Annotated in this window: 27 protein-coding genes; 13 read left to right on the top strand and 14 right to left on the bottom strand. The window is 43.5% G+C overall.

The features are described from left to right. Position 1: 1 nt before the first annotated feature. Positions 2-1,030, bottom strand: coding sequence for a thiamine-phosphate kinase (gene thiL / locus AAA938_RS03020; RefSeq protein WP_338227152.1), 1,029 nt, complete (start codon positions 1,028-1,030; stop codon positions 2-4). A gap of 152 nt (positions 1,031-1,182) precedes the next feature. Beyond that, positions 1,183-1,590 carry a methylmalonyl-CoA epimerase gene (gene mce, locus AAA938_RS03025; protein ID WP_338227153.1) on the bottom strand — a complete coding sequence of 136 codons (408 nt, stop codon included), beginning with the start codon at positions 1,588-1,590 and terminating at the stop codon, positions 1,183-1,185. 88 nt (positions 1,591-1,678) lie between these two features. On the opposite strand from mce, the gene AAA938_RS03030 reads away from it, so the two are divergent. The 6 genes from AAA938_RS03030 (at position 1,679) to AAA938_RS03055 (ending at position 6,499) form a co-directional block, all read left to right on the top strand. Further along, positions 1,679-2,005, top strand: coding sequence for a HesB/IscA family protein (locus AAA938_RS03030; protein WP_338227154.1), 327 nt, complete (start codon positions 1,679-1,681; stop codon positions 2,003-2,005). 143 nt (positions 2,006-2,148) lie between these two features. Next, the gene (gene gcvT, locus AAA938_RS03035) at positions 2,149-3,243 is read left to right on the top strand and encodes a glycine cleavage system aminomethyltransferase GcvT (protein ID WP_338227155.1); all 1,095 of its coding nucleotides are present in this window, start codon (positions 2,149-2,151) and stop codon (positions 3,241-3,243) included. Beyond that, positions 3,243-3,950 (top strand): 2-phosphosulfolactate phosphatase, encoded by a 708-nt coding sequence (locus tag AAA938_RS03040; protein ID WP_338227156.1) that lies wholly within the window; start codon positions 3,243-3,245, stop codon positions 3,948-3,950. The genes gcvT and AAA938_RS03040 overlap by 1 nt, the downstream gene beginning before the upstream one ends. Positions 3,951-4,225: 275 nt before the next feature. Then, positions 4,226-4,495, top strand: coding sequence for a hypothetical protein (locus AAA938_RS03045; RefSeq protein ID WP_338227157.1), 270 nt, complete (start codon positions 4,226-4,228; stop codon positions 4,493-4,495). A 64-nt stretch (positions 4,496-4,559) separates the two neighbouring features. Continuing rightward, positions 4,560-4,796 carry an HP1242/YdcH family protein gene (locus tag AAA938_RS03050; protein WP_338227158.1) on the top strand — a complete coding sequence of 79 codons (237 nt, stop codon included), beginning with the start codon at positions 4,560-4,562 and terminating at the stop codon, positions 4,794-4,796. A 137-nt stretch (positions 4,797-4,933) separates the two neighbouring features. Further along, positions 4,934-6,499 (top strand): M81 family metallopeptidase, encoded by a 1,566-nt coding sequence (locus tag AAA938_RS03055; RefSeq protein WP_338227160.1) that lies wholly within the window; start codon positions 4,934-4,936, stop codon positions 6,497-6,499. 34 nt (positions 6,500-6,533) lie between these two features. Here the strand turns inward: AAA938_RS03055 and AAA938_RS03060 are convergent, their stop codons facing one another. The 5 genes from AAA938_RS03060 to AAA938_RS03080 all read right to left on the bottom strand — a co-directional run bounded on the left by AAA938_RS03060 (position 6,534) and on the right by AAA938_RS03080 (position 10,123). Beyond that, complete coding sequence (locus tag AAA938_RS03060; RefSeq protein WP_338227162.1) at positions 6,534-6,875, bottom strand: nucleotide pyrophosphohydrolase; 342 nt, start codon at positions 6,873-6,875, stop codon at positions 6,534-6,536. A gap of 1 nt (position 6,876) precedes the next feature. Beyond that, on the bottom strand, positions 6,877-7,449 hold the full coding sequence (locus AAA938_RS03065) for a DUF4136 domain-containing protein (protein WP_338227163.1): 573 nt from the start codon (positions 7,447-7,449) through the stop codon (positions 6,877-6,879). A 64-nt stretch (positions 7,450-7,513) separates the two neighbouring features. Continuing rightward, positions 7,514-8,110, bottom strand: a complete 597-nt coding sequence (locus AAA938_RS03070; protein ID WP_338227165.1) for an OmpW family protein — start codon at positions 8,108-8,110, stop codon at positions 7,514-7,516. 8 nt (positions 8,111-8,118) lie between these two features. Beyond that, the gene (locus AAA938_RS03075; protein ID WP_338227167.1) at positions 8,119-8,733 is read right to left on the bottom strand and encodes a DUF4136 domain-containing protein; all 615 of its coding nucleotides are present in this window, start codon (positions 8,731-8,733) and stop codon (positions 8,119-8,121) included. Between the two features lie 127 nt (positions 8,734-8,860). Next, on the bottom strand, positions 8,861-10,123 hold the full coding sequence (locus AAA938_RS03080) for an aminotransferase class V-fold PLP-dependent enzyme (RefSeq protein ID WP_338227168.1): 1,263 nt from the start codon (positions 10,121-10,123) through the stop codon (positions 8,861-8,863). A gap of 144 nt (positions 10,124-10,267) precedes the next feature. On the opposite strand from AAA938_RS03080, the gene AAA938_RS03085 reads away from it, so the two are divergent. Continuing rightward, the gene (locus AAA938_RS03085; RefSeq protein ID WP_338227170.1) at positions 10,268-10,645 is read left to right on the top strand and encodes an iron chaperone; all 378 of its coding nucleotides are present in this window, start codon (positions 10,268-10,270) and stop codon (positions 10,643-10,645) included. On the opposite strand, the gene AAA938_RS03090 is transcribed toward AAA938_RS03085, so the two are convergent. From AAA938_RS03090 to rlmD, 3 genes are all read right to left on the bottom strand, one after another. Next, a complete protein-coding gene (locus tag AAA938_RS03090) occupies positions 10,646-12,121 on the bottom strand; it encodes an ATP-binding cassette domain-containing protein (protein ID WP_338227171.1) in 1,476 nt (491 codons plus the stop codon). A 163-nt stretch (positions 12,122-12,284) separates the two neighbouring features. Then, positions 12,285-12,662 carry a hypothetical protein gene (locus AAA938_RS03095; RefSeq protein WP_338227172.1) on the bottom strand — a complete coding sequence of 126 codons (378 nt, stop codon included), beginning with the start codon at positions 12,660-12,662 and terminating at the stop codon, positions 12,285-12,287. Further along, complete coding sequence (rlmD, locus tag AAA938_RS03100) at positions 12,659-14,065, bottom strand: 23S rRNA (uracil(1939)-C(5))-methyltransferase RlmD (protein WP_338227173.1); 1,407 nt, start codon at positions 14,063-14,065, stop codon at positions 12,659-12,661. The genes AAA938_RS03095 and rlmD overlap by 4 nt, the downstream gene beginning before the upstream one ends. Before the next feature lie 121 nt (positions 14,066-14,186). On the opposite strand from rlmD, the gene AAA938_RS03105 reads away from it, so the two are divergent. The 4 genes from AAA938_RS03105 (at position 14,187) to AAA938_RS03120 (ending at position 20,905) form a co-directional block, all read left to right on the top strand. Then, complete coding sequence (locus tag AAA938_RS03105) at positions 14,187-14,999, top strand: SDR family oxidoreductase (RefSeq protein ID WP_338227174.1); 813 nt, start codon at positions 14,187-14,189, stop codon at positions 14,997-14,999. After that, on the top strand, positions 15,000-18,872 hold the full coding sequence (locus tag AAA938_RS03110; RefSeq protein WP_338227176.1) for a DEAD/DEAH box helicase: 3,873 nt from the start codon (positions 15,000-15,002) through the stop codon (positions 18,870-18,872). 399 nt (positions 18,873-19,271) lie between these two features. Further along, positions 19,272-19,610 (top strand): helix-turn-helix domain-containing protein, encoded by a 339-nt coding sequence (locus AAA938_RS03115; RefSeq protein WP_338227177.1) that lies wholly within the window; start codon positions 19,272-19,274, stop codon positions 19,608-19,610. Beyond that, complete coding sequence (locus AAA938_RS03120) at positions 19,604-20,905, top strand: type II toxin-antitoxin system HipA family toxin (protein ID WP_338227178.1); 1,302 nt, start codon at positions 19,604-19,606, stop codon at positions 20,903-20,905. Before AAA938_RS03115 ends, AAA938_RS03120 begins: the two co-directional genes overlap by 7 nt. On the opposite strand, the gene AAA938_RS03125 is transcribed toward AAA938_RS03120, so the two are convergent. From AAA938_RS03125 to AAA938_RS03135, 3 genes are all read right to left on the bottom strand, one after another. Next, positions 20,902-21,795 carry a hypothetical protein gene (locus AAA938_RS03125; protein WP_338227179.1) on the bottom strand — a complete coding sequence of 298 codons (894 nt, stop codon included), beginning with the start codon at positions 21,793-21,795 and terminating at the stop codon, positions 20,902-20,904. The genes AAA938_RS03120 and AAA938_RS03125 overlap by 4 nt on opposite strands. Before the next feature lie 114 nt (positions 21,796-21,909). Continuing rightward, a complete protein-coding gene (locus AAA938_RS03130) occupies positions 21,910-23,253 on the bottom strand; it encodes a hypothetical protein (RefSeq protein WP_338227180.1) in 1,344 nt (447 codons plus the stop codon). Between the two features lie 64 nt (positions 23,254-23,317). Next, a complete protein-coding gene (locus AAA938_RS03135; RefSeq protein ID WP_338227182.1) occupies positions 23,318-24,088 on the bottom strand; it encodes a YdcF family protein in 771 nt (256 codons plus the stop codon). A gap of 178 nt (positions 24,089-24,266) precedes the next feature. Between AAA938_RS03135 and AAA938_RS03140 the strand changes: the two genes are divergently transcribed. After that, positions 24,267-24,677, top strand: coding sequence for a nucleotidyltransferase substrate binding protein (locus AAA938_RS03140; RefSeq protein ID WP_338227183.1), 411 nt, complete (start codon positions 24,267-24,269; stop codon positions 24,675-24,677). Continuing rightward, positions 24,674-25,000: a nucleotidyltransferase domain-containing protein gene (locus tag AAA938_RS03145; protein WP_338227184.1), complete on the top strand. Its 327-nt coding sequence runs from the start codon at positions 24,674-24,676 to the stop codon at positions 24,998-25,000. The genes AAA938_RS03140 and AAA938_RS03145 overlap by 4 nt, the downstream gene beginning before the upstream one ends. 1 nt (position 25,001) lies before the next feature. Here the strand turns inward: AAA938_RS03145 and AAA938_RS03150 are convergent, their stop codons facing one another. Continuing rightward, positions 25,002-25,313 (bottom strand): DUF3784 domain-containing protein, encoded by a 312-nt coding sequence (locus tag AAA938_RS03150; RefSeq protein WP_338227185.1) that lies wholly within the window; start codon positions 25,311-25,313, stop codon positions 25,002-25,004. Between the last annotated feature and the right edge of the window lie 76 nt (positions 25,314-25,389).

A 25,389-nucleotide genomic window follows, 5' to 3' on the forward strand; every position in this document is an offset into this window, starting at 1 on the left:
ATCAGAAATGCTTCCATCCTTGGGCTTTGATCTGCACAGCCGTTCCGCTTTTGGTGACTAGATATTTGCCTTCCTCAGCTTTGGTGATGTGGCCGATAAAGTGGATATCCGGATGCTTTTCCAGCTTCGCAAAGTCCTTCTGATCAATGGTGAAAAGCAATTCGTAATCCTCACCTCCATTTAAAACACAGGTAATCGGATCCAGATTGAGTTCTACTGCCGTATCAAAGGTCTGCTTGTCTATCGGAAGCTTGTCTTCGTAAATGGTCGCTCCGACTCCGGAAGCTTTGCAAATATGGAAGATTTCGGAAGCCAAACCATCCGAAATATCCATCATGGAGGTAGGTACAACACCCAGTTCTCTCAATTCATGAATGATATCCATTCTTGCATCTGCTTTGAGCTGTCGACCTGTTACGATGGTGTATTTTTCCAATTCAGGTTTCATGTCGGGATTTGACAGAAACACCTGTTTTTCTCTTTCCAGAATCTGTAAGCCCACTAAAGCCGCTCCTAAGTCCCCAGTAACACAAAGAATATCATTGACCTTGGCTCCTGATCGATAGCTGAGTTCTTCTTTTTTAGCTTCACCAATCACGGTGACGGAAATGACCAAACCACTTCTGGAAGCAGTCGTATCACCGCCTACTAAATCCACACCATAATGTTCGCATGCGGCATGAATCCCGGAATACAAAGCATCTACCGCTTCTACAGAAAATCGGTTGGATAGCGCAATGCTTACCGTGATTTGCTTGGGAATAGCATTCATCGCAGCAATGTCTGAGACATTTACAGCTACCGCTTTGAAACCCACATGAGGAAGGGGAGCATAGGCCAAGTCAAAATGTACTCCTTCCAAAAGTAAGTCAGTCGAAACGACCTTTACATGATCTCCTGCATCAATCACCGCTGCATCGTCTCCTATCCCTTTGAGGCTGGAAGAATTTTTGATCTTTACTTGGCTATTCAAATGATCAATCAGGCCAAATTCACCCAATTCACTGATTTCTGTTCTCTTATTCGACATTCGGATTTACGATTTATTTTACCTTTTATTTCCCGCAGATTTGCACAGAAAAAGACACAGATTTTAGCATTTTTTTTCTAACTCTTTTGCCTCCTTTTCAGACTTCTGAATTCATCTTTCTGACTTTCAGAATTTTTGCGAACTAAGACTGCCTATTTCTTTTCCTGGCATAGCTCCACCAGCACTCCATTGGTACTTCGCGGATGCAAAAATACCACTAATTTATTGTCGGCACCTTCTTTGGGTGTTTCATTCAGGATTTCAAAGCCTTCCCCTTTTAGTCGGGCTACTTCTGCACGGATGTCCTCTACGTCAAAGGCAATGTGATGAACCCCCTCTGACTTTTTCTCCAAATACTTGGCAATCGGGCTGTCAGGACGGGTAGCCTGAAGCAATTCCACCTTGGTTTCTCCCACTTGGAAAAAGCTGGTTTCCACGCCTTCTCCTTCGACGATTTCTGTCTTAAAATGCTCTTTGCCAAGGAGTTTTTTAAAAAGTTGATTGGATTTTTCTAAATCCGCCACGGCAATTCCGATGTGTTCGATTTTCCGAAAGTTCATAATTTGTATCTTTGTAACTGAATCTTTTTGGGAAAGCGCATGTTTTCCCATCGTTCGAAAGTACTATCAAAGGTAAAGTATAAAAGCTATGATCATCGTTTCAGATAAGGCAAAGGATCGAATTCTTGAATTAAAAAGAGAAGAAGGCCGTACAGAAAATGAAAATATTCGGGTTTCTGTGAAAGGTGGAGGCTGTTCTGGATTGATGTATGATTTGGGTTTTGATGCTCAAATCGTCGATACCGACCACGTTTTCGAGGACAAAGGAGTGAAGATTGTTGTCGATAGAAAAAGTCTTCTTTATCTGGCAGGAACTACCCTGGAATTTTCCGATGGGTTGAATGGAAAAGGGTTTCAATTTATCAATCCGAACGCAAGCCGTACCTGTGGATGCGGGGAAAGCTTTTCCGTCTGATATTCATCCCTTTTATCAACTCTAGTGAAGGCAGCTCAAACAAAAGCTGCCTTTTTCTTTTTATCCTTGGTAAAAATTAAAAATCACCGAGGCTGAATTGTCCTCAATCCTTACCTTTGCCCACGATAAAAAACGACCCAAATATGGAAGAACAAGTCAAAAAAATAGCCCTGAATGATCTGCATGTAGCCCTAGGAGGCAAAATGGTTCCTTTTGCCGGTTTCAACATGCCCGTACGCTACAGCTCGGATAATGAAGAGCATCTCTGTGTACGAAATGGAGTAGGGGTTTTTGATGTGTCTCACATGGGTGAGTTTTTTGTGGAAGGTCCTCATGCCTTGGACTTGATCCAGAAAGTGACGTCCAATGATGCTTCCAAACTGGTGGTAGGTCAGGCTCAGTATTCCTGCTTCCCCAATGAAACCGGAGGAATCGTGGATGATTTGATCGTTTACAAGTTTTCCGACGAGAAATACATGTTGGTAGTTAATGCCTCCAACATCGACAAGGACTGGGCTTGGGTGAATAAATACAACACCATGGGAGCCAAATTGACCAATGCATCAGAACAGTATTCTCTTTTTGCCGTGCAGGGTCCAAAAGCAATTGAGGCAGTTCAGTCCCTTACTCCTGTCAATCTTTCTGAAGTGAAATTCTACCACTTTACCGTAGGTGAATTTGCGGGAATTCAGGATGTGATTATCTCCGGAACAGGCTACACTGGTGCGGGAGGATTCGAGATTTATGTGAAAAATGAAGATGCCGACCACGTTTGGAAGGCGATTTTTGAAGCAGGAAAAGACTTTGATATCAAGCCGATTGGACTTGGCGCCAGAGATACCTTGAGATTGGAGATGGGCTATTGCCTGTATGGAAATGACATCACAGACACGACTTCTCCGATTGAAGCGGGTTTGGGTTGGATTACCAAATTCACCAAGGATTTTACCAATTCCGAAGCGTTGAAAGCTCAAAAAGAAGCCGGAGTCGAGCGAAAACTGGTGGGCTTCATCATGCAGGAAAGAGGAATCCCTAGAGGTCACTATCCGATTGTGGATGCTGCCGGTGAAGTAATCGGGGAGGTCACTTCCGGTACTCAATCTCCAAGCATGGGCGTGGGTATTGGTTTGGGTTACGTTAAAACCGAATTCAGCAAGCCTGGAACTGAGATTTTTATCCAGGTTAGAAATAAAAACCTGAAAGCTCAGGTTGAAAAACTTCCCCTTTACAAAGGCTAATGCATCAGGTCGAAATCTGTTTCAGTCCCGACCTGATTCAGCATCATGAGTTGGAAGGCAAAATCGTAGTGGTAGTCGATATTTTTCGGGCTACCTCTACGATGGTAGCTGCCCTCGCCAATGGAGTGAAGAGAATTCTTCCTTTTGCGGATTTGGAGTCTTGCAGAGTCATGCAGGATCAGGGTTACCGAATCGCCGGAGAAAGAAACGGACATACAGCTCCGGGTTTTGAATTGGGAAATTCCCCCGTTGCCTTTTTGAATGATGCCTATGCTGGAATCCAGTTGGCGATGACCACGACCAACGGAACTCAAGCAATCGAGAAGTCAAAAGGTGCTGCAGAGATCCTAATTGGAGCATTTCCTAATCTTCAAGCCACTGTAGCCTATATCCAAGCTCAGCAAAAAGATGTATTGATCCATTGCGCAGGCTGGAAAGGCCGGTTCAATCTGGAAGATTCCCTATATGCCGGAGCCTTGGTAAAATCTCTAGAATCTTCTCACAGCGCCGTTGAGGACGGAGCTTTGGCCATGAAGTCACTTTTTGAGCGGGAAGGACATCGTTTGAAAGAGTATCTTTCTCAGGCTTCCCATGCCAAAAGACTCCAAAACCACGGGATAGAAAAGGATATTGAGTTTTGTCTGACTTATGACCTGTATGATCTGGTGGTCAAAGTGGATCAAAATGGGTTCTTGGTAAGCATTTGATATTCTTCAACTAAATTTTAAAACACTAATTTTTTTCTTAGATTATAAAAGAAATTTGGGCCATGGTTTATTTGACTTGGAGCTTACTCAATCTCTTTTTTATTCTTTCTTTTTTCTTTTTCGCAATCACCTTGATAGTCAAGGGTAGGAAATATTTAAAGTCTTATTCGAGGCCTTTTGTAATCTTCGTCCTGATTTTTGGATCCATAGGTTTTTTGAATTCTGCAAATAAAAGAGGGGAAGTAAAGGCCAAAATAAATCAAAGACCATCCAAAATGAGTGTGCTTCCTGTGAAGGAGGGGCTAAGTACTGATTTAAGCTTGACTTTAATCCAAGATATTGAGACAGGTGAAATCAACCAGGAATTTTCTTCATCCAACCTGCATGGTTTGGTCTTAGGTCTAAAATGGAATCATCTTCAAGTGATTGAAAAAAATGGGGTTCTTCAGGTGGAAGGTTGGTATGATTGGTACTTGATGGGGAATCGGGTGTTTACCAACTTTGAGACGTATTCAATAACCGAAAAGAATTCTGTCTTAAGGTGACCTTTGTCATGAATTAAAAGGAGGTTTTCCTTTAGTATTGTCAAAAGAACAAAACCCAGAAATCATGATCAAAAAGCATCCCCTAACGGAAGAATTTCCAGAATTTGAAAATAAAATCCTTGAGCTCAAGGTCGATAATGAGCATTTTAAGAATCTCTATGAAGCCTATGATGAGGTAGATCATGAAATCTACCGGATTGAGTCTGATGCCGAACCTGCCTCTGACGAGACAGCCAATCAGCTTCGAATCAAAAGACTTCATTTGAAGGACGAGATTTATAAGTTTTTGAAAGAGAATTAATTGGGAGCCCGGCTAGCCGGGCTTTTCTTTTTTTAATCAAGTTCCTCTCAGCTTTTTTTGAGGCCTCCTACCCAAATTTTCCCTAGATAGATGAGAAGAGTGTTATCTTCCGTTTCAGAAAATTTGAATCCAAAACCATGAAAAACACCTTTTTGATTCTATTGGGACTGATTTTACTTTTCTCCTGCGGGGAAAAAGAAACCCAAAAAGAACTTCCAAGAATCGCGATTGCAGGATTGGCGATAGAGTCCAGTACTTTTTCACCAGCCAGATCTACCGCTCAGGCTTTCCGGGTTCGAACAGGAGAGGAGATTTTTTCTTATTATCCTTTTATGGAGCCGGACTCTGCCAATCGAAAACGGGCTCACTGGTTCCCAACCCTTAGGGGACATGCGATACCTGGGGGCATGGTCACCAGAGAGGCTTATGACTCCTTGGTAGGGGTGACTTTGGAGATGCTTCAAGCTAATTTGCCTTATGACGGACTGTTTTTTGATATTCACGGAGCAATGAGCGTGGAAGGGTTGGATGATCCGGAGGGTGATTTTATTCTTAAAGTGAGAGAAGTGGTGGGGCCGGAAACGCTTATTTCTACCTCTATGGACCTGCATGGGAATGTCTCTCCAAGACTCGCAGAGCAGTCGGACCTGATTACCTGCTACCGAATGGCTCCTCATGAGGACGCTTTGGAGTCCAAAGAAAGGGCTGTGGACAATTTGTTGGAGCGACTGGAAAGCGGTAAGGGCAAACCAAAATACAAGGCTTGGATTCCTGTACCGATTTTGCTTCCGGGAGAAAAGACAAGTACCCGAATCGAACCTGGAAAGGGGCTTTATGCCAAAGTGGATCCAGAAACCAAAAAAGAAGGAGTCATCGATGCCGCCATTTGGATCGGCTATGCCTGGGCTGACGAACTCCGAAATCATGCCGTGGTGATGGTTACAGGCGATGATGAACAGCAGGTGAAGGAAAGTGCAGAATACCTGGCGAAGAGCTTTTGGGAAGTAAGAAATGAGTTTGAGTTTGTGGCTCCCGTGGCCTATTTGGATGAAAGTCTGGAGATGGCCTTGAAGAGCGAAAAGAAGCCATTTGTCATTTCGGACATGGGGGATAATCCCACGGCTGGTGGAGCTGGAGACGTGACTTGGACTTTGAATGAGATTCTGGAAAGACCGGAGTTTAAGTCTGAAAATGGTCCTGAATTGATCTATGCATCGATTCCTGGACCAGAGCTTATTGAAAATGCCTTGAAGGCAGGAGTGGGCAATCCTGTAGAAGGAAAAGTAGGAGCGATAGTGGATGATCGATTTGCTCCTCCGGTTTTGCTGAAAGGAACTGTGGAATCTATCAAAGAAGGAGACAAAGATGCCGATGTGGAAGTGGTGGTAAAGGTCGGTTCAGTGAAAGTAATCGTGACACAACGCCGGAAGCCTTATCACTATGAAAAGGATTTTACAGATTTAGGGTTGAAACCAAGAGAAACAGATATTTTGGTGGTGAAAATTGGGTATTTGGTACCTGAACTCTACGATCTAAGAGGGGATTGGGTGATGGCCTTGACTCCGGGAGGAGTGGATCAGGATTTGGAGCGATTGGGCTATAAGCGGATCAATCGCCCGATGTTTCCTTTAGATAAAGACATGGCTGATCCTGACTTGAGTGTGAGATGGATAAAAAGCTCTTCGGAGGTTATTGGGAAATAAAAAATTACCCGAGGTGAATGCCTCGGGTTTTTGTTTATTTCAGCTTCTCATTATTTCTGTGCCGATCCAGATCCCGGACATTTTTCTTCTCAAAATTCTTTTGCAGTGCCTGAGTCAAATCCACCCCGGTTTGATTGGCTAAACAGATCAGTACCCAAAGCACATCTGCCATTTCATCTCCGAGGTCTTTTCCTTTATCGGATTCTTTGAAAGATTGCTCACCGTAAGTTCTGGCCATGATTCGGGCCAGTTCCCCTACTTCTTCCATCAAGATGGTCATGTTTGTCAGTTCATTGAAATAACGAACGCCGACCGTTTTGATCCATTGGTCTACCAGTTTTTGAGCTTCTGAGAGGGTGATTTCTTTATTTTCCATACTATTTCTTTTTCTTCACCGGAAGTCTCATGAAAATCTGAGGAATTGCCTTTTGCAAATCAGCCTCCAAGTCCGTTTCAAATCCTAACTTTTCCTGAGCCCATCCTCTCCAGAGCAGTCTTCCTGTTTGGGTTTCCAGCATTTCTATGGTCAGAATGCCCTCATCGTATTCTTTGGTGACCATTTGTCCACCGGACACAGGTACAGCTCCTCCGACGTAATAGCCGGGTCCACCAAATCCGATCCCCATGCTAACTGTAGGAGTTCTATTGTAGGATATTTTATGCTCTATTTTCGTATCAAACTGGAAAACTACCTGTGGATTGATCGTATCGAGTTGAAAGCCTCGGGCTCGGATTTCGGCGTCCGCATGCTCCAAAATGAAGCGTGCATATCGTTTTTCGTTTTCCTGATCCTCACTTACAAAATGCTTGAGGTTGACCCAAGCATAAGTTTGGTATTGATCAAGGTCCGCACCTTTTGCTTTATAGGAATTCGTTGTAAAACTCGAGCAACTGACTAAGCCAATCCAAACGAAAGAGATCAGGATGAAGGAGAAAATTGAATTTTTCATGAGGTCAAAATAAAAGCTCAGAGAATGGATTTTCCCTGAGCTTTTGAAGATAAAAGGAATCAAATTAATTCCCCATAAATACGTATCCCAAATTGATGGAAACGTAGTTTTGGGAAGCATCCAAATCTCCCGCTCCGAAGGCCATATTGTATCTGGCAGCGATAGAAATGGCAGAGAAGGTACTCACTTTGTAAAGGAAACCAATTTGCGGAGTCAGTCCGAAACTGAAGGCGTCCTCTTCCCATCTGTAAATTCCCATGTCCGTGGCTCTTTGGGTGTAAACACCCCCGATAGCCGCACCGATGTAGGGATTAAAATCATTTCCCGGCTTCAGGTAATAATCTGTCGCAAACATTAATGGGGCGCTATTGGTGTAGCGGTATTGCTTTCCACTGATGGCGTTGTTTCTGAGAGTGTAGGTATCGTAGGGTTTTTCTTGATAGAATACATTCCAACCGGCATAAAAACCTACTCCCAAGTTGGGTTTTACCAATTTTCGGTAATCAAAGGCAATTCCTCTAAAGCTAGCGGAGGAGATGTATTCTCCTAAATCCCCGGTAGGAATCCCGATAGAATAGGAAGTGGTGCTGAGGCTTTGTGCAGAAAGATTATTCCACACACAGGCCATAACAAAAGCGGCGATAATTAGTGTTTTTTTCATCTTTCTGATTAGTTAAGGTCGAGGTAAGTAGATTGTTCAAAAGCTTGATCGACCGCTTTATTTACTCGGTCTACATTGTTGGATCCGGAAAGCAAACCATTTCCGACCATCAACCAGGCAGTTTCAGATTCTCCCACGATATTCGTTCTTTCAGGATCGCTTAAAGTGATAATCACTGTACCTGTTGTAATGGTAGAGACAGTGAAATAAGGAGGGTAATACCAGCCCCAACCCGGATAAAATCCGCCATACCACCAGTCATACCAGTAGGAATAATAAACAGAGGTTGATTTGGTTGCTGAAGGAGTAAGCAGCATGCTTGGATTTTGGGAAATTTCCACTCTAGTCCATCCAAAGTTCTGCATGTTGGCTTGGATATTTTGCAAAATGGGTTGGGCAAATCTATCCTCCATGTAGATGTAGGTAGTATCCCCATTTTTGATCTCCACATCGATCACAATTTTGTCAGGCATTGCAAAAGTGGACTTGCTGTTGAAGTCAAAATCATCCTTTCTGGTCGTGTAGACAATGTCCGTGTCTTCGTAAAACTGGACCCCACCCGGATAGCAGCTTCCAAGTAGCCCTAAGACTAAAAGAAAGAGAAGTCGGTTTAGTGTTTTCATAGATAATACTGGATATAAATTAAAACTGCTTTAAAAGTAGTAGAAAGGTATTTGAAAAGCATAAATACCTTTTGTTTTACGGTAAATTACACGTTAAATCGGAGTCAAATTCAGGTTTTTATTTCTCCTAAAGGGTATTTGCCAAGAAATGGATGAATTGCTGTACCTCTTCTTCTGAATTGTAAATATGAGTGGAGACTCTGATAGCATTTAGGTTAGCTTCATGAATCAGCCTGACTCTGAAGCCGGCCTGACCCATTAATGTGTTTAATTCTTCCGAGCTTAAACGGTTTGAGCGAAAGGTTACCATCGAAATCCGGGAAGAAGATTCTTCTGGAGTGAGGATTTCTATCTTTTCACCCAATGTCCCTAGCCCGTCAAAAAGTAAACCCGACAATTGGCGAATTCGCTGCTCTACTTTTGCTTTTCCTATTTCCAGATGAAAATCCGTTGCGGCTTTGACTCCTGCAAAAAGTGCCTTGCTTTGGGTCCCATAGTCATAGCGATGGGCTGTAGGTACATATCCTTTGAGCTCCGGTGGATTACTCAGCATATCCCAACCTAGATCAGAATATCCCCCGATTTGTATCGCCTGAAGTTCGTCCAACTTTTCTCTTTTTACATACAGAAAACCGGTTCCACTAGGTCCAAGAAGCCATTTGTGAAAGCATCCTGCGTAAAAGTCACATCCCAAACTGGTCAAATCCAAGTCAAAAGTCCCAGCGCCATGTGCTCCGTCAATTGCCGTGAATATTCCTTGGTTTTTGGCAAATTCACAAATCTGCCGAATGGGAAAGACCAGGCCGGTAGTACAAGTGATATGAGGGATGGCGATCACTTTGGTCTTAGGGCCACAGAGTGATTTGATCAGGTCAAAGTTTTCCTCTTGGGTATTTTTGGGGCTGAAGGTTTTGAGTACGATTCCATGCAATTTGGCCCGATTGAGCCAGGGAAGGGCATTTCCGGCGTGGTCATGAGTCGTGAGAATTACCTCATCTCCAGATTTTAAGGGCAGGCCCCAAGCCATGATATTGATCCCTTCGGTTGTATTGTGGGTGAGACTCAACTCTTCGGTTTCCACGTTTAGAAATCGTGCCAGGTCTGCACGCTCTTTGTTCGAATTCCCATATTCTCCGGTAGTAGACACGGATAAATTGATCTCTTCCAGTTTTTTTAAAACAGGGTAAGGAGCAGGACCAAAAGTTCCATTGTTGAAATAAACCCGGCTTTTGGATAGGGGAAAGGCGTCCCTGATTTGTTTCCAATATTCGGATGGAGATAAGTCGGATTTAGGAAAAAGAAAATCGGGTAAAGGTGGGGTTAGTTCTGGTATTCCAGGAAGGATCAGACCCAAACCTAGCTTTTGCAGAAAAGTACGACGCTGATTCATGTTGCCTTTCATTCTTTTGAAAAAGCTATGAAATCTCCATCTACTTTTCCTTCCATCCATCCAAAAATTCAAAATTTTATGGTTTTGGGGATTCGAACCTCGGTCAATAATCAGATATTGAATCTCTAATCCCAGAATCCTTTGATGAATCCAAAAGCCGAATCCGTTGAAGAGTATTTGAGTTGGTATGAAGGACCAATTCGCGAAAAGCTGGAGCAGATCAGGGCTATTTTGAAGGAAGTAATCCCCGAGGCAAAGGAGGTGATCAGCTACCATATGCCTGCTTATCGTACTTCAGAGGTTTTGGTTTATTTCGCCGGAGCAAAGAATCACTTGGGCTTTTATCCAACCAATACTCCGATTGTAGAATTCAAAAAGGAACTCGAGGGCTACGTAACTTCTAAGGGAGCTATCCAGTTTCCCTACGACCAGCCACTGCCGGTGGATTTGATTAAGGAGATTGCAATCTTCAGGCTGGAAGAAGCCAAGTTCAGAGCCGAGAGAAAAAAGCCTAAGAAGTGACTATTCCAAGGTGAATATCCGGTCAACAGAATCCGGGATATCTTCCCGGTAGTGACTTACATAAATCAAGGTAAGTCCAGTTTTTTCGAGAATTTTTTCTATTGTGTGTTTGAAAATTTCCCTTTGTCTTTCGTCCATTCCCTGAGAGGCCTCATCCAGAATGAGAAGTTTTGGAGCTTTGATCAGTGCTCTGGCAAGGAGAGCCCAACGCTGATTTTCCAAGGGAATTCTTTGGATAGGATGGTGTAAAAAGGGTTTTAGCCGAAACAAATCAACCCATTCTTGGATTTTTGACTCTTGTTCAGAATTCAATTTCTTGAACAATCCCATGGTGTCAAAAAAGCCTGAGGCGATGACTTTGTAGACCGTTTGGTTGGCAGGAAAAAAGCGGACCAGCTCCGGTGCAACAAACCCGATCGGTTTTTTGACTTCCCAAATGCTTTCTCCCGATCCTCTTTTTCGTCCAAAAAGCCAAAAATTCTGTGAGTAGGCCTGTGGGTTTTCCCCGATCAAAAGACTGATCAAGGTGGATTTCCCGGAGCCGTTTTTACCCCTCAACTGCCATCGGTCTCCAGCCTCAATGGTCCAGTCGATTTGACCCAGAATTACTTTTTCACCATACTGAATATGGATATTTTCGAGGCGGATAACCTCCTCTTTTGGGATATGAAAATTGGCACAAAGTCTTTCCAGCAAATCCATATCCCAAGGCAACTCCTGAGTAAATCCAGAAGATTTGGGATATTCCTTAATAGGCCAAGTTTGGGTAATCTGTCCCAATCCCAATTGGGCGATATGGGTAATGCCGTCCGGAATTTCCGTCGACGGAATCGTAAGAAGGACATGAATTCCTTTAGAAATTATCTCTTTTAGAAAGTCACCAAAGGCAGCCCGACTTTCTTGGTCCAAGCCTGTCATCGGTTGATCCATGAGGTAGATTTTGGGTTGTCGAAGTAGTCCCAAAGCCAAGGCCAGGCGTCTTGTTTCTCCATTGGAAAGCTTCAGAATCGAAGAGTCCAAAAGGGGAGATAGGCGAAGCAAATCGGCTACCACTTCCAAGCTCCACGGGCCTGGAGTTGGGGTGGAATTTTGGATCAGATACTCTTTGACAGTGGCAGTTTCATCCGCCTCAGAACTGTTGAACCGTTGCTGAAAGTAGAAGTTTTGGAGGTTGGATTTGTTTCGGAATCGGTACTGTTGGGAGACATAAGCGATCAAGTCCCGGAAGCTGTGGACAATCCCTTCTTCGGTTTTTTGGATAATGTATTGGTCTGCAAAAGGTCTTTCAATCTTCCCTTCGGGCAGGTGAGTTGTCCCTCTTAAGGTCTCCAAAAATGCGGTCAACTCTCTTCCTGAATCCCCCGTGATGGCCCAATGTTCTCCTTCTCTCCAAGTGAAATTGAGATCTTCAAAGCTGGCTTTCCCAAGGTAATTCACTCGGGCATTTTCGATTTGAAGCAGAGTTTTGGAAGTCAAGGATTTAGGTTTTGAGATACTGATCTAATGTAAGTCCTTTTGAATTGATAATGAAAAAGAAGGAGTTTTTGCTTCAAATTGATCTAAAAGTAGAGTCATTTAATTAATTGATTATCATAAAGTAAAAAGGCTTTAGCTAATTGGTTGCTAAAGCCTTTTTTTATCAATCATTGGGATAGGGTACATACACAAAACTGGTAAATGCCCCGTCGATCACAAAGAGACAACAGAATTCGTCGGGGTCTTTGTAGGCTTTTTTAAACTCATCTAAAGCTTCTTCGGCGATCAGTTTCCGCTGCACAAATTCATCCACGTAAGTGATGAAATAATTCCAGTCCAGGTCTTTCTCCGCCTTGCCGATAAAGATCTTTCCTATGGGTTGCATGTCCTTAGAAATCGGGAAAATCGGATAGTCGGAAAATCCTCTGGACCGCACTTGATAGGAGGCCTCTTTGAGCACATCACAGATCTTGACAAAGTCGCTGGTAATCGTGCCGAGGTATTTACCGCTGAGTTCGGGATCGTTGAAATCTGAGATCATGATTTGAGGGTTAAGCGTACGACATTTTCGACATGGTAGGTCTGGGGAAACATGTCCACGGGTTGGACTTTTTCTACCTGATATTTTTCTCCTAAAAGTGCCAAATCACGAGCCTGCGTGGCCGGGTTGCAGGAGACATAGACGATGGTCGGAGCCTCGAGACGGAGGAGCATTTGAACTACCTTTTCATCCATCCCTGCCCGTGGCGGATCGGTGATGATTACGTCCGGTTTGGCATGGGTAGAGATGAACTCTTCGTTGAGGATATCCTTCATGTCCCCAGCGTAGAAAAGGGTGTTTTCAATGCCGTTGATTTGGGAGTTGAGTTTGGCGTCTTCGATGGCCGCTTCGACGTATTCGACCCCGATTACTTGCTTAGCTTGTTTAGCCACAAAGTTGGCAATCGTGCCGGTTCCGGTGTATAGATCATAGACCACTTCATCACCTTTCAGTTGGGCAAAATCTCGGGCTACTTTGTAGAGTTCGTAAGCCTGCTCGGAGTTGGTCTGATAGAAAGACTTGGGACCGATTCGAAATTTCAATCCTTCCATCTCCTCTTCGATATAAGGAAGTCCTGAAAAGGTCACCAACTCCAAGTCATGGAAGGTCTCGTTGCCTTTGGTGTTGATGACGTAGAGGAGGGAGGTGATAGATGGGAATTGCCTTCTCAAAAACTCCATCACCAGCTTTATTGACTCTTGGTCATTTTCTCCAAACTGGACAATAACCATCGTCTGATTGGTGCTGGTCGTCCGGATAATGAGATTTCGGAGTAAGCCAACTTGCTCCCGGATATCGTAAAAGCTAAGCTTGTTTTCCAAAGCAAATTCCCGGAGTGAGTTTCTAACCTCATTTGAGATCCCACCTTGCAAATAGCAATGCTCGATATCGATGATCTTATCAAACATCTTCGGGATATGGAAGCCCAATGCATTTCGGTCAAATTCTTCCTCAGAGCGGATTTGATCGAGAGTCAACCACTTTTTATTGGAAAAAGTAAAGTCGAGTTTGTTGCGGTAGTATTGGGTCTTTTCCGAACCCAAGATCGGTGCCACTTCCGGGATAGGCACTTTGGCTATTCGCTGAAACTGATCCAAAACTTGCTGACGCTTATAGGTCTTTTGCAGGTCGTAGTTGATGTGTTGCCATTTGCAGCCTCCGCAGGTACCAAAGTGGGAACAGAAAGGTTCGATCCGGTCTTTGGAGAACTCATGGAATCGGATCGCTTCCCCTTCCATAAAGGAGCTTTTTCCTTTGGTAATCCGAACATCTACCACGTCTCCCGGTGCGACGTTGGAGACAAACACCACCTTGCCTTCATGATGTCCCACGCATTTCCCTTCGGAGGCGATGCGCTCGATCAGTAGGTTGGTGATGACCTTATTTTTCATTTTTCTCGACATGGGCGCAAAATTAGGGAAAATGAGGCAGAAGACCTTTGGGGTTTTCAAAACCCCGAAGGTCTAGGATTAAATGAATTCGTCAATTCCCTCGATTCCCTATCTTTACCCTCAAATTTTACCCATGAATTTCAAAGACAAAGTCGTCATCATCACCGGTGCCACTTCTGGAATCGGCGAGGCCTGCGCTGAGGTATTTGGTCGACAAGGTGCCAAAATCGCCATCACCGGAAGAAATCCCCAAAAGCTGGAGCAGACTACCCTAAAACTCCGGTCGCAACACATCGAAGTTCTTCCAATCCTCGCAGATGCCGGTTCCGAAGCTGATAATCAACGAATGGCTGAGGAGACACTTTCGCATTTTGGCCGGATCGACATCCTGATCAATAATGCGGGGATTTCCATGCGAGCACTTTTTCAGGATCTGGACTTGGAGGTTTTCAGGAAGGTTATGGATACCAATTTCTGGGGTACGGTCTATGCTACCAAGTTTTGCCTTCCGGCTATTTTGGAGTCCAAAGGCTCGATCATTGGTATTTCTTCGATCAATGGCTACCGAGGCACTCCGGCACGCACGGCCTACACAGCAAGTAAATATGCTATGAATGGCTTTTTTGAAGCACTTCGGACCGAAGTTATGAAAAAAGGCGTCCATGTTCTCGTGGTGGCTCCTGGCTTTACATCCTCTAACATCCGAAATACAGCGCTCACTGCTGACGGTTCCTCTCAGGGTGAATCTCCCCGTGACGAGTCGAAAATGATGACCTCGGAGGAAGTGGCAGAACATATTTTGAAAGCTACCCGCAAACGGAAGCGAGATATCGTTTTGACTTCTCAGGGTAAATTGGCTGTGTTTCTAAACAAATGGATGCCGGGAATTCTCGACGGAATTGTCTATAATCAGATGGCCAAAGAAAAAGACTCGCCCTTTAAATAAATGCCCGAATCCATCTTCCAAACCTACCTGAATCGGCTCACGGATCTGTCAATTAAAAACAGATCTTTGTATTTGCCGAAGTTGGAAGGGTATGGGATGCTGGATTTTCGGGATTTTGATTTTTTGACTGGGGAACCTGCCTTTGAAATTCTCAGAAAGTCCATCGAAGGTAAAAAGAAAATCACGCTCACACCTGATCTCGATCCGAGGTCAGGGGATGCCAATCAGGTGTCCAAGTCACTTTCCCGAATGGCTTTTCGGGACCAGTTGACTCAGGAAGAAACCGGGGAGCAAAGTCTCTATCTGGCCTGGCTCTTTGCCGAGGGAAAGCTGATCAACGGGCAGATCATCCGCAGTCCTTTGCTTTTAAAACCTGTTCAACTCAGTAAGGAAAATGGCTTTTGGAGCTTGATTTCGGAAGAAAACTGGCAATGGAATCCTGCGTTTTTGCTGGCTTGGAGGCATGCCACTGGTCAGCAGTTGTCTGATGATTTTTCTGATGAACTTCTGGAAAATCTGCCCAAGGATGCGCTGGAGTTTCGGACGGCATTGGCCAAACAAATTCCCGAGCATTTCGCTATTCAGGTTCAATCCAACCTGCTGGAGGATCAGATTCTTCCTTTTCCTAATTCCCAGATTTCTCTTGATCAGGAGCGTTTTTCCGAAGGAAAAGTGAGCCTAAAACCTTATGCGGTATTGGGTCAATTTGCCCAAAAGGGGAGTTTTTTGTTTTCAGATTACGAGATCTTGATGCAAGACCATTCCGAAAGTTCGCTGGAGGAATTGTTTCAGCACCTTTTTCTTTCTGAGGAAAAGGAAACGCAGATTCGGGAGGAAAATCTTTTTCCGGTCTTTCCCCTTGATGCTTCCCAGGAAAGCGCATTGATCAAAGTTCGCCAAGGAAAAAGCCTGGTGATCCAAGGTCCTCCCGGAACCGGAAAGTCCCAATTGATTGCCAATCTGATCTCGGATTATATCGCAAGAGGTAAAAAAGTCCTGCTGGTTTCCCAAAAGAGGGCCGCTTTGGATGTGGTATTTGAGCGATTGGAAAAAGCAGGTTTCGGTTCTTTCCTTGGTTTGGTTCATGATTTTCGGGGAGATCAGAAAGCCCTTTTTGAAAAGATCAAAACCCAGATTGAGTCTGTCGAGAACTATCAAAGTCAAAATCGGGGAATCGATGCGATCCAATTGGAGCGGGAACTCAGCCTGCTTTCCAAAACAATTTCCAGACTTTCGGTAAAGTTTGAAGAACTTCGAACGGCCCTATTTGATGAAAAGCCTGCCGGGCTTCCTATTAAAGCGCTTTACCTTCAGGCGGATTTGCGCCAAGCCTCATTTTCGCATCCTCTTTTGCTTCAACTGGACATGGAAAAAGCAAAGACTTTTGAACAGGATTTGCGGGTTTACACGGGCTATCAGGAAAAATTTAAAGGAAATTTTTGGGAAAAACGTCACTCTTTTTCGAGGGTTCAACCCGCTGATTTTGCCCAAATTTCTGGTGCGCTAAATGGAATTGAGAATCATCGAAAACAGCTTCCTGAAGTTCTGAAGGGTGAAAAAGGTAAAAATGTTCTTTGGTCCGTCTGGTCTAGTCGGGGGTTTTTGGAGAAGGTTGAAAAGCTTCAGCTTACTTTAAATGATCTTGCTGATCCGGAGAGAGACTTTGCCTTGGTCTTTCAATCCAAAGAACAAAAAGCTCTTCTCAAGATTCGGAAATTTCTGATTCAGGCAATAGCGACTTCTCAAAGCTGGAAACTGGAGTTGGGACCTGATTTGGCAGGTTTGAGCAAGGAACTGGAACCATTGATTCCGCTTTCAAAAAGTTTTTTCGGAAAGCTTCAGGCTAGGTTTTCCAAGTCGAAATTTCCGCTGGTTTTTCGAGCCTTAGCCCAAAATTACCTGACTTTTGAAACTCAGCTCCTTCTTGCTATTCAGCTAGAATCCGAGTCAAAAATCCAGATTCAAGCTCAGGCATCTGAGCTGCCGAAATCGTATTTTTTTAGTCCCACGGGGCAATTTTCAAGTGATTTGATTCAAGTTGAAAAGCTTCTGGCTTGGAAAGAAAACTGGGAAGCCATTTTTGAGATTCAGGAATTGTTGGATTGGAAAAAGCTAACCTTTTCAGGGTTTAGAACTGCTTTGGATCAGATTCAGACTTGGTCTGAAAGCTTTTCATCTGATTTGGTGTCCTATCGGCTTTGGTTGCATGAAGCGCAGTTTTTGGCACTGATGGAAAATGGTTTGGAAAAGGCATTTTACGAGAATCCGCTGAATTGGCCATCGGTTTTTGCTGAATTGAAGGCCTTTGATCAGTTTTTGGAAGAATGGAAATTCAGAGAATTGGGTGAGCATTTGGTGGAGAACTTTTCCGATTTGAGCTTGATTCAGCATATTTCAATCTTTTGGAATTCTTGGCGATTGGCTTGGATAGGGGAGATTGAGCGGCAGCATCCGGTGTTGAGCGAAATGGGGTCCCTGCGTCTCAGTCATGAAATGGAGGAACTCAAAACTTCCATTCTTGAAAAGCGAAAAAATACCCGGCATTTGGCTTTGCTCAGGCTTCGGGAGCGGGTGGCCGAGCACCTGGATTACAATAGACTGGGCAATCGCCTGACTTATCGGGAACTGCTTCATCAAGTCAGTAAAAAGCGCCAAAAATGGTCTATCCGGAAGTTGGTGGAAGAGTTGGGAGAAGAGGTCTTTCGGGTGCTTCCATGCTGGTTGGGCAGTCCGGAGACAGTCTCGGCAGTTTTTCCAACAAGTCAAGTGTTTGATTTGGTCATATTTGACGAGGCTTCCCAGTGTCCTGTCGAGCGAGGCTTGCCGGCTATGCTGCGAGGAAAACAGGTGGTTGTGGCCGGTGATTCCAAACAGCTTCGACCTTCGGATTTTTATCAGGTGAAGTGGGAAAATGAGGAAGAAGGGATGGAGTACGAAGCTGAGTCTTTGCTGGAGTTGGCAGGCCATTTTTTTGAAAATTTGCAATTGAAAGGGCATTATCGCTCTGCAGACCCTGCTTTGATTCACTTTTCCAATTCACATTTTTATGGAAATCGACTTGAAACCTTGCCTGATTATGACACGGTCAAGGCTGGAAAAACTCCTTTTTTCTGGGAAAAAACAGAAGGAATCTGGGAAAATCAGATCAATCGAACGGAAGCGGAAGCGGTCTCGAATCGAATTCAGGTGATTTTGAAAGAGACTCCCCAAGACTCCATTGGGATTGTAACAGGTAATTATTTTCAGATGGAGCTGATTCGGGAACTGCTTTGGAAAGGAGGTTATCAGGATGCAGTCATCAAAGTTCGGAATATTGAAAATGTGCAGGGCGATGAATTCGATCAGGTGATTTTGTCTTTGGGGTACGCGTCTAATCGGGAGGGAAAATTGGTGACCAATTTTGGTCTCTTGGGCAAATCCGGTGCTGAAAACCGGTTGAATGTCGCCATCACCCGCGCCAGGAAAATGCTCCATGTCATTTCTTCCATCGAGCCGGAGGATTTCCGTCCCGGTCAATTGAGTAATCCGAGTTTGTCCTTGCTTCGGGAGTTTTTGGCTTTTGTGAAAGCGCAAAGCAAGACACGGAAGATTCCTGCCCTAGAGGTCAAAGTACCTGGTTTTGAGTTGGATTGGAGTTTGAAGAATCAGCTATTAAATAAAGATGATACTTATTCCAAAGAGATTCCTTCTGCGGTGATGGATTTGATGAAAACTGATTCCGATGGAAATCAGACTGCGATTTTGACCGACGATCAACGGTTTTTTGATGCACCTTCAGCCAAAGCAGCTATGGCTTACCATCCGATTTTACTGGAGGAAAAAGGCTGGAAATGGGAGTGGATTTGGAGCAGATTCTGGAAGGCAGAAAGATGAAGTCAGAAATCTGAAGAAAGTTAACAGTAGGCAGTCTCAGTAGGCAGATTTTGGAAGACTGATGGCTTAAATTAGAAAACTGATAAGAATAAGCAGTTTCGAAGTTCTGAATTTATGTCGAGAGAGAAGTTTAAATTATTAAGGGGCTGGATTAACCATTGAAAAAGCATAAAGCAAATCGCGACTATCTTTTACTGATTATTTTATAGGGAGTGATTTATCATTCCTTATAATATATTTTTTGATTTAATGAATGAATATTGATTCATAAAATAATTTTGAAATTCCAGAAGTCTCGCTTATGTCTAGCGTCTTACGTCTATCATCTTTATTCATATTTTTGATTGATTTTTCATTCATTAAATTGTAAAAATGAGTTTTATGTATGATATTTAATGCATGGATATCGCGCAGCTTTCAGATATGGCCATTCTTCGCATGATCGGGGACTTCATCAAAAAGAAGCGGATGGCCCTCAATAAGACTCAGGATGAGATGGCTACAGAGGCCGGGATGAGTCGTTCTACCCTCAGTTTGCTTGAGCGCGGGGAGAAGGTTCATTTGCTGACTTTGATTCAGGCGCTTCGGGTTTTGGATGAGTTGCAGTTGCTCGAGGCTTTTGAGGTACGTCAGCAGATCAGTCCTCTCGAATACATCAAGCTCCAAAAGAAATATCAGCGGCAGCGGGTAAGGCATCCGGATATCGCAGCCGAGGATGATCGTCCTTCAGAATGGTAGTCGCAGCGGAAGTTTGGCTTTGGGATCGCTTGGCTGGTGCAATCCTTTGGGATGAGACACAGCAATTGGCAAGCTTTGAGTTTGATCAGGGCTTTTTGCGCTCGGGCTGGGATATAGCACCTGTCACTATGCCGCTGAGACAGGGCAAGCGTTTGTATTCTTTTCCGGAAATCAGGCGAGGGCGAAATGATGCCTTTGATACCTTTAAAGGCCTTCCCGGACTTTTGGCGGATATGCTTCCCGACAAATACGGCAATCGGCTCATCAATGCCTGGCTGGTGCAAAACGGCCGACCAACCGACAGTCTCAACCCTGTGGAATTGCTTTGTTTTATTGGAAAGCGGGGAGTAGGGGCACTTGAGATCAAGCCTTCACTTCGATCAGAAAGCAGTACTTCGAGTAATCTGGAACTGGATAGTCTGGTATCCATCGCCAACAAAATCTTAAACAGTCGTGAAAGTTTTCAAACCGACCTTTCTCAGGAGGAGGAAGAGGCCTTGGCCGACATTCTTAAAATCGGAACTTCTGCAGGAGGTGCTCGTGCAAAGGCAGTAATCGCATATAATCCTAAAACCGGGGAAGTAAAAAGTGGACAGGTGAAAGCCCCCAAAGGATTTACCTATTGGTTGATCAAATTTGACGGGGTGACGGACAGTCAGTTTGGAGCTTCGGTGGGGTATGGTCGGGTAGAAATGGCTTATTATCTGATGGCCAAAGAAGCTGGAATCGAAATGAATGAATCCCGGCTTTTGGAGGAAAATGGGCGGGCTCACTTCATGACTAAGCGATTTGATCGGACCGATACCGGTGACAAAATCCACATGCAAAGCTTATGTGGGATGCGACATTTTGATTTCAATCAGGTGGGCGTTTACAGCTATGAGCAGGTTTTTGAAACGATGCGGATGTTGAGATTGTCCTATCCTGAGGCAGAACAGATGTTTATCCGTATGGTCTTCAATGTCCTTGCCCGCAATTGCGATGACCATACCAAAAACTTTGCTTTTCTGATGAATCAAAGCGGAAAGTGGACACTTTCTCCAGCCTTTGATATTTGCCATGCCTATCGGCCCGGGAGCTTATGGGTGAGCAGCCAATCCCTTCAAGTCAATGGAAAAAGGGAAGGAATAGGCGATGTGGACTTTCTGGAAATAGCCCGGAAAATGAATATCAAAAAGCCGGAAGAAAAGATCGGTCAGGTCAGAAAAGCAGTGAAGCGGTGGAATGAATTTGCTGATGAAGTCCAAGTCGATCCCAAACTCCGGGATTCGGTCCAAGCGACTCTTTTGGTTTAGTCTTGGGGTTTTGCCCCTGCTCCTCTGAGATTGACCAGTTTGTTCAAGGTCTGAAACCAAAATGGAGCACCCACAATTCCTGCGATAATCGAGAAAATCAATCCTAAAATCTTGTTTGTGAATTCTCTGAAACTCAGTTCCCCGTCCCCTTTTTGCCATCCAAAGGGAAGCTTTGTAGCATCCAAAGATGCCTGTATTTCCTTTAATTCATTGATTTTAAGATCAATTTTGGCTTCTGTGCTTAAGGAATCAGGAAGAGCAGCTTGATTATTTGGATCGAGATTCTCAATATTCTCACTGATCCGATCTGCTAATGCCGCGGACTCTGCGGGGTGGTTGTATAGATATTGGATAATGTTGATTGAGTCTACGTTGAGGAAAATGACCACAGCTGTTGAAATGATGACGATGAAAAATTGAGCTTTCTTTTTGTAGGTTCCGGAAATCCTGTCCATGCAGTCATTAAACCAGCCTTCAATATCTCTCCGTACATCCTCTAGGCCATTTTTGGCTTCTGAAATGCTTTGAAGCAATCTTCTTTTCAAATCCTCGGGAAGGTCTGAAGCTCCTACAGATTCTTTAAGGGATACCAAATCATAAGGCATTTCTTTTTTGTTGACCAAGTCCAGTAAGACTCCCGAAAAAACCTTGGAAGGGATATAACTTGCCCTTCTTCCCTGGGCAGTCAACCCGTCAATTAATCTGTGATTAAGGAATTTTTCTCCCAGATTATTTTCCCGAAAAGTATCCTTAAGCCACTTTTCCAGATTTTCGGCCCTCAGGTCCAGATAGTGGGCAATCAATTCTTGGATGGTCGAACAGGCTAGGGCAATCAGAAAGTAAATAAAAACCAGACCGATGACAAGGTTGAGGATAGAAGAGAAGTCCATGGATAAGAATTTATGGTTGCAACTGGAAAAATTTACCTTGATTTACAGAATATACTTCTGAAAATCAATAGGTTGCTGGAAATTTTTTACGCCAAGTCCAAAGCCAATAAAACCCTAATTTCCGCAAGGATTGGCCATAATCGGAGCAAGTTCCTGATTGTAGACATTCATTTTTTTAAAGAAAACCTGCTGGGAATCGTCTCCATATTGCCTGTCGATTTCTGTGAATTTGTCATAAATCCCTTCGAAAATCGCCAACAGCCTTTTTTGACAATCCATCGTTTTTTGCTTTGCATCCCGCTCTTTAGAGTCCAGGGAGTTACCCAGAAGGGCTTTTTCATCTTTCAAAATGCTTTCCTTGAGTTCAAGCTTTTGAATTTCCACAAATTCATTCCCTTCAAACATGGACTCCATTGCATCCTTTGCTGATTCTATGGAACCTTGTTTTTTACTAAACTCCTTAGACTTGCTGATAGCCTTGGATTCCAAAACCTTCCTTTTTTCTAAAATCTGCTTTTTGATTTCTACAATTTCCACATCGATTTGTGCTCTTCGGACACTGTTTCCTTCTGGCGAAGCTGTGGCCAGGCGCTGTCTGGCAGCAGCCTCCTGCCTGGCTAGAGCATCTTGCTCTTTGGCTCTGGCTGCATCCATTTTTTCGCCGGTCTCTATGATTTTTTCCTCGATCTTTTGTTGCAGTGGGGTGTAATCTTTTCCATTGAAAGAAAGGTTTACATCTTCGATTTTTTCCAGTCTGGAGACATAATCATCACTTTCCCAGCCGGTGATCAAGTAGGTTTGGTTTTCAAAGAAAACATAGCCTATTCCAAAAGGACTCATGATCAGCATTCGATTTTCAGGATTCATCTGAAAGTCTGTGTTTTTGGAAAACCAAACCAACATATGGCCACCTTCTTCCAGATTTACTCCTTGAAAGCTTTCTGATGGAAATTGAGATTTATCACCCACGTAGGTTTTATTTCCATCCCGCTCCATGTAGTCTTTGAAAAATTGGGGCTCTGTGACTCCTTCCAGGTAATCCGGCAAATAGGAAAGCATTTCCCAAGTAATCATGGCGATTTTGTCTCCGGTTCGCTGTCGGGTCGAATAGGTAAAAAACTCCCCCGTTTCCAATTCCACAGCAAAGTCCATTTCATTGAACAATTCCGAACCTTTTTGTCGCTTGAGCTGCTCGGCAAGATCTTTATCCATTCCGAACAGGCCATTTTTGGTGTTCATGTAGAAATAGGAATTGACTTGGATCTCGGAGGTTTTGGCCGTGAAGTAGAATTTTTTGTTGAAGAAAAATTCCTGATCAAGGGTGAAAGGGGACTTGAGTGAAATCTCCTGCAATTGGAATTTGTCCTTATCCGATTTTTCCTTAAGGCCTTGAGGCACTTGTGCTAGGGAAAAGTGGAAAATTAGACTAAAAACCAGGGAAAGTGCGACGCGGGTCATAGTGACATTCTTTTCCCCTAACTAGCAAGTCTAGTCGAAAAGTCCCTGTAAAAACCCGCTAAAATCACATATATCCCACTATGCTATAAACGGTAATTCCGATCCATTCCTTAACCAACTTGTGCCAATAAGAAATGGAATCCGCATCAGGAAAGAGCAAGGCCGGTAAATCATATTTCACCTCATGGGAATAATAGTCCACTGGGAAAGTCACTGTTTGCAACCCAACTTGATCAAAACATCCCTTAGCCCGCTTCATGTGAAAAGCCGAGGTAATCAATACAAATTCCTGATCGGTGGAGATTCCATTTTTCTCCAAAAAGGCCTTGGTAAACTGTGCACTTTGGGCTGTGTTTTTACTCTGATCTTCGATTAGAATATCCGATTCAGGCATTCCAGTCATGAGCAAAAACCGTTGGAGCACTTCCGCTTCCGATTGGGGATTGACTGGATTTAGGCCTTGACCTCCGGTAATCAGGATTTTTTTGATTTTGCCCATGCGGTAGAGTTGGAGGGCATGGGTGATGCGGTCGGCCCCTTTATTGAAAAAGGTTCGGTCGTAAGCGGTTTTGCTCAAGTTGGTGACTCCGGTGAGGACAATGCCGATTTCATGGGTTTCAATTTCTTCAAAAGACTTGAAATCGGGTTCCCAAGCCAATAAAGCCAGATTGGAAAGGAAGGGATTGGTGAAAAAAAGCAAGAGTCCGATTCCTGCCCAAAGCAGCTTTTTACCCCATTTTCTCTTTAGAAAAATCATCCCTGAGACAATCAATATCAACACAATCGTAAGAGGCATCGCCAAAAAACTCAGAAACTGGGAGAGGTAGAAGAACATGTAGGTGTGATAATTTTATTGACAAAAAAGGGTTTTAATGATCAATTTTCAAATTCAATGGACAATGTTCAAGGTCGTTGCGATTCTTGACCATTGGTAATTGAGTTTGGTTATTGATAATTGGGCATTGATTTTTCTCCCAAGGTAATTATGGTAAATTGAATCAATAATTTAGAGCATGATGGAAAAGGATATTCGTTGGATTCAGCGCTTGGATAACTTTCAAAAGGCAGTTAATCTGCTATTGGAAGTAGAATCGATGGATTTGGGCGAGCTTTCTCAATTAGAAAAGGAGGGGATTGTCCAGAGATTTGAATATACCTTGGAATTGGGATGGAAGACGCTGAAGGATAAAATGGAGTCAGACGGCTTGATTTTGGATCGGATTTCTCCAAAAGTAGTGTTAAAGGAAGCGTTTCAAACCAAATACATTGATCAGATTGATATTTGGATGGAGATGATTAATGACAGAAATTTGCTGAGTCATAGTTATGATCTGGAGACTTTCGAATCGGTAATTCCTGATATTCAGTCTATTTACACACCTTTATTAGCCACTTTGGCAAAAAATCTTTCGGAAACGCAATGATGAAAAACTTTGGCCTAAGCGATAAATCCTTCGAAATCCTAACGAGCATTTTTAGTACTTGCCCTGCTATTTCTGAGGTGAAAGTTTATGGATCTCGTGCCAAAGGAACTCACAACGAACGAAGTGATTTGGATTTAGTGATCATGGACGATCTCGACCGAAAGACTTTGGGTAATATTTGGATGGAGATTAATTCCAGTGATTTTCCCTTAACCGTCGATCTTCAAGTTTGGAAGGATATTAAAAATGAAAACCTGAAAGATCACATTCGTAGGGTCGGAAAGCTGTTATATTCCGCTTCACGACAGAAAATCAGGGTTTAGCTCATTTCGTGAATCTGTTGCTAATTAGCAAATTCCCTCCAACAACAGCGAAAATCAATCCTGTCAAAGTGACTATCAGGGTAACTTCTGAACTTAATTTGGGACTCTCAAACCAAATAGAAAGGACATAGGAAAGAAGGGAAATCACCCCCATAACGGTAAACAATAGAAAGCCAAAAAAGGGTAATCTATTCATCTCTGCGTTTTCTCGCTCTTTTTGAGATAGGCTATTGTACCCGGCAAGGATATTTGGATAAACTCTGATGATGAGTCCAACTGTCAAAAAAATAACACCTGAGATAATTGATCCCATGATTTTCTGGTTTTAGCGTAGTTGTTAAATCGTACTTTTAAGATAGTTGAAGAGCTTTGAAAAACAAGTTTTTCAC

Source organism: Algoriphagus taiwanensis (assembly GCF_036245645.1).
In the GTDB taxonomy this organism is placed as follows: Bacteria; Bacteroidota; Bacteroidia; order Cytophagales; family Cyclobacteriaceae; genus Algoriphagus; species Algoriphagus taiwanensis.

What these genes read in the sequence shown, in the direction of transcription:
- AAA938_RS03075 (WP_338227167.1), bottom strand. Translation starts at nt 8,733, where the DNA reads ATGAAAACACTAAACCGACTTCTCTTTCTTTTAGTCTTAGGGCTACTT.
- AAA938_RS03040 (WP_338227156.1), top strand. Translation starts at nt 3,243, where the DNA reads ATGCATCAGGTCGAAATCTGTTTCAGTCCCGACCTGATTCAGCATCAT.
- AAA938_RS03125 (WP_338227179.1), bottom strand. Translation starts at nt 21,795, where the DNA reads ATGGACTTCTCTTCTATCCTCAACCTTGTCATCGGTCTGGTTTTTATT.
- AAA938_RS03055 (WP_338227160.1), top strand. Translation starts at nt 4,934, where the DNA reads ATGAAAAACACCTTTTTGATTCTATTGGGACTGATTTTACTTTTCTCC.
- AAA938_RS03070 (WP_338227165.1), bottom strand. Translation starts at nt 8,110, where the DNA reads ATGAAAAAAACACTAATTATCGCCGCTTTTGTTATGGCCTGTGTGTGG.
- AAA938_RS03060 (WP_338227162.1), bottom strand. Translation starts at nt 6,875, where the DNA reads ATGGAAAATAAAGAAATCACCCTCTCAGAAGCTCAAAAACTGGTAGAC.
- AAA938_RS03145 (WP_338227184.1), top strand. Translation starts at nt 24,674, where the DNA reads ATGATGAAAAACTTTGGCCTAAGCGATAAATCCTTCGAAATCCTAACG.
- AAA938_RS03045 (WP_338227157.1), top strand. Translation starts at nt 4,226, where the DNA reads ATGAGTGTGCTTCCTGTGAAGGAGGGGCTAAGTACTGATTTAAGCTTG.
- AAA938_RS03150 (WP_338227185.1), bottom strand. Translation starts at nt 25,313, where the DNA reads ATGGGATCAATTATCTCAGGTGTTATTTTTTTGACAGTTGGACTCATC.
- AAA938_RS03095 (WP_338227172.1), bottom strand. Translation starts at nt 12,662, where the DNA reads ATGATCTCAGATTTCAACGATCCCGAACTCAGCGGTAAATACCTCGGC.
- AAA938_RS03085 (WP_338227170.1), top strand. Translation starts at nt 10,268, where the DNA reads ATGAATCCAAAAGCCGAATCCGTTGAAGAGTATTTGAGTTGGTATGAA.
- AAA938_RS03120 (WP_338227178.1), top strand. Translation starts at nt 19,604, where the DNA reads ATGGTAGTCGCAGCGGAAGTTTGGCTTTGGGATCGCTTGGCTGGTGCA.
- AAA938_RS03135 (WP_338227182.1), bottom strand. Translation starts at nt 24,088, where the DNA reads ATGTTCTTCTACCTCTCCCAGTTTCTGAGTTTTTTGGCGATGCCTCTT.
- AAA938_RS03115 (WP_338227177.1), top strand. Translation starts at nt 19,272, where the DNA reads ATGGATATCGCGCAGCTTTCAGATATGGCCATTCTTCGCATGATCGGG.
- AAA938_RS03065 (WP_338227163.1), bottom strand. Translation starts at nt 7,449, where the DNA reads ATGAAAAATTCAATTTTCTCCTTCATCCTGATCTCTTTCGTTTGGATT.
- AAA938_RS03140 (WP_338227183.1), top strand. Translation starts at nt 24,267, where the DNA reads ATGATGGAAAAGGATATTCGTTGGATTCAGCGCTTGGATAACTTTCAA.
- AAA938_RS03110 (WP_338227176.1), top strand. Translation starts at nt 15,000, where the DNA reads ATGCCCGAATCCATCTTCCAAACCTACCTGAATCGGCTCACGGATCTG.
- mce (WP_338227153.1), bottom strand. Translation starts at nt 1,590, where the DNA reads ATGAACTTTCGGAAAATCGAACACATCGGAATTGCCGTGGCGGATTTA.
- AAA938_RS03130 (WP_338227180.1), bottom strand. Translation starts at nt 23,253, where the DNA reads ATGACCCGCGTCGCACTTTCCCTGGTTTTTAGTCTAATTTTCCACTTT.
- AAA938_RS03105 (WP_338227174.1), top strand. Translation starts at nt 14,187, where the DNA reads ATGAATTTCAAAGACAAAGTCGTCATCATCACCGGTGCCACTTCTGGA.
- AAA938_RS03030 (WP_338227154.1), top strand. Translation starts at nt 1,679, where the DNA reads ATGATCATCGTTTCAGATAAGGCAAAGGATCGAATTCTTGAATTAAAA.
- gcvT (WP_338227155.1), top strand. Translation starts at nt 2,149, where the DNA reads ATGGAAGAACAAGTCAAAAAAATAGCCCTGAATGATCTGCATGTAGCC.
- AAA938_RS03050 (WP_338227158.1), top strand. Translation starts at nt 4,560, where the DNA reads ATGATCAAAAAGCATCCCCTAACGGAAGAATTTCCAGAATTTGAAAAT.
- AAA938_RS03080 (WP_338227168.1), bottom strand. Translation starts at nt 10,123, where the DNA reads ATGAATCAGCGTCGTACTTTTCTGCAAAAGCTAGGTTTGGGTCTGATC.
- thiL (WP_338227152.1), bottom strand. Translation starts at nt 1,030, where the DNA reads ATGTCGAATAAGAGAACAGAAATCAGTGAATTGGGTGAATTTGGCCTG.
- rlmD (WP_338227173.1), bottom strand. Translation starts at nt 14,065, where the DNA reads ATGTCGAGAAAAATGAAAAATAAGGTCATCACCAACCTACTGATCGAG.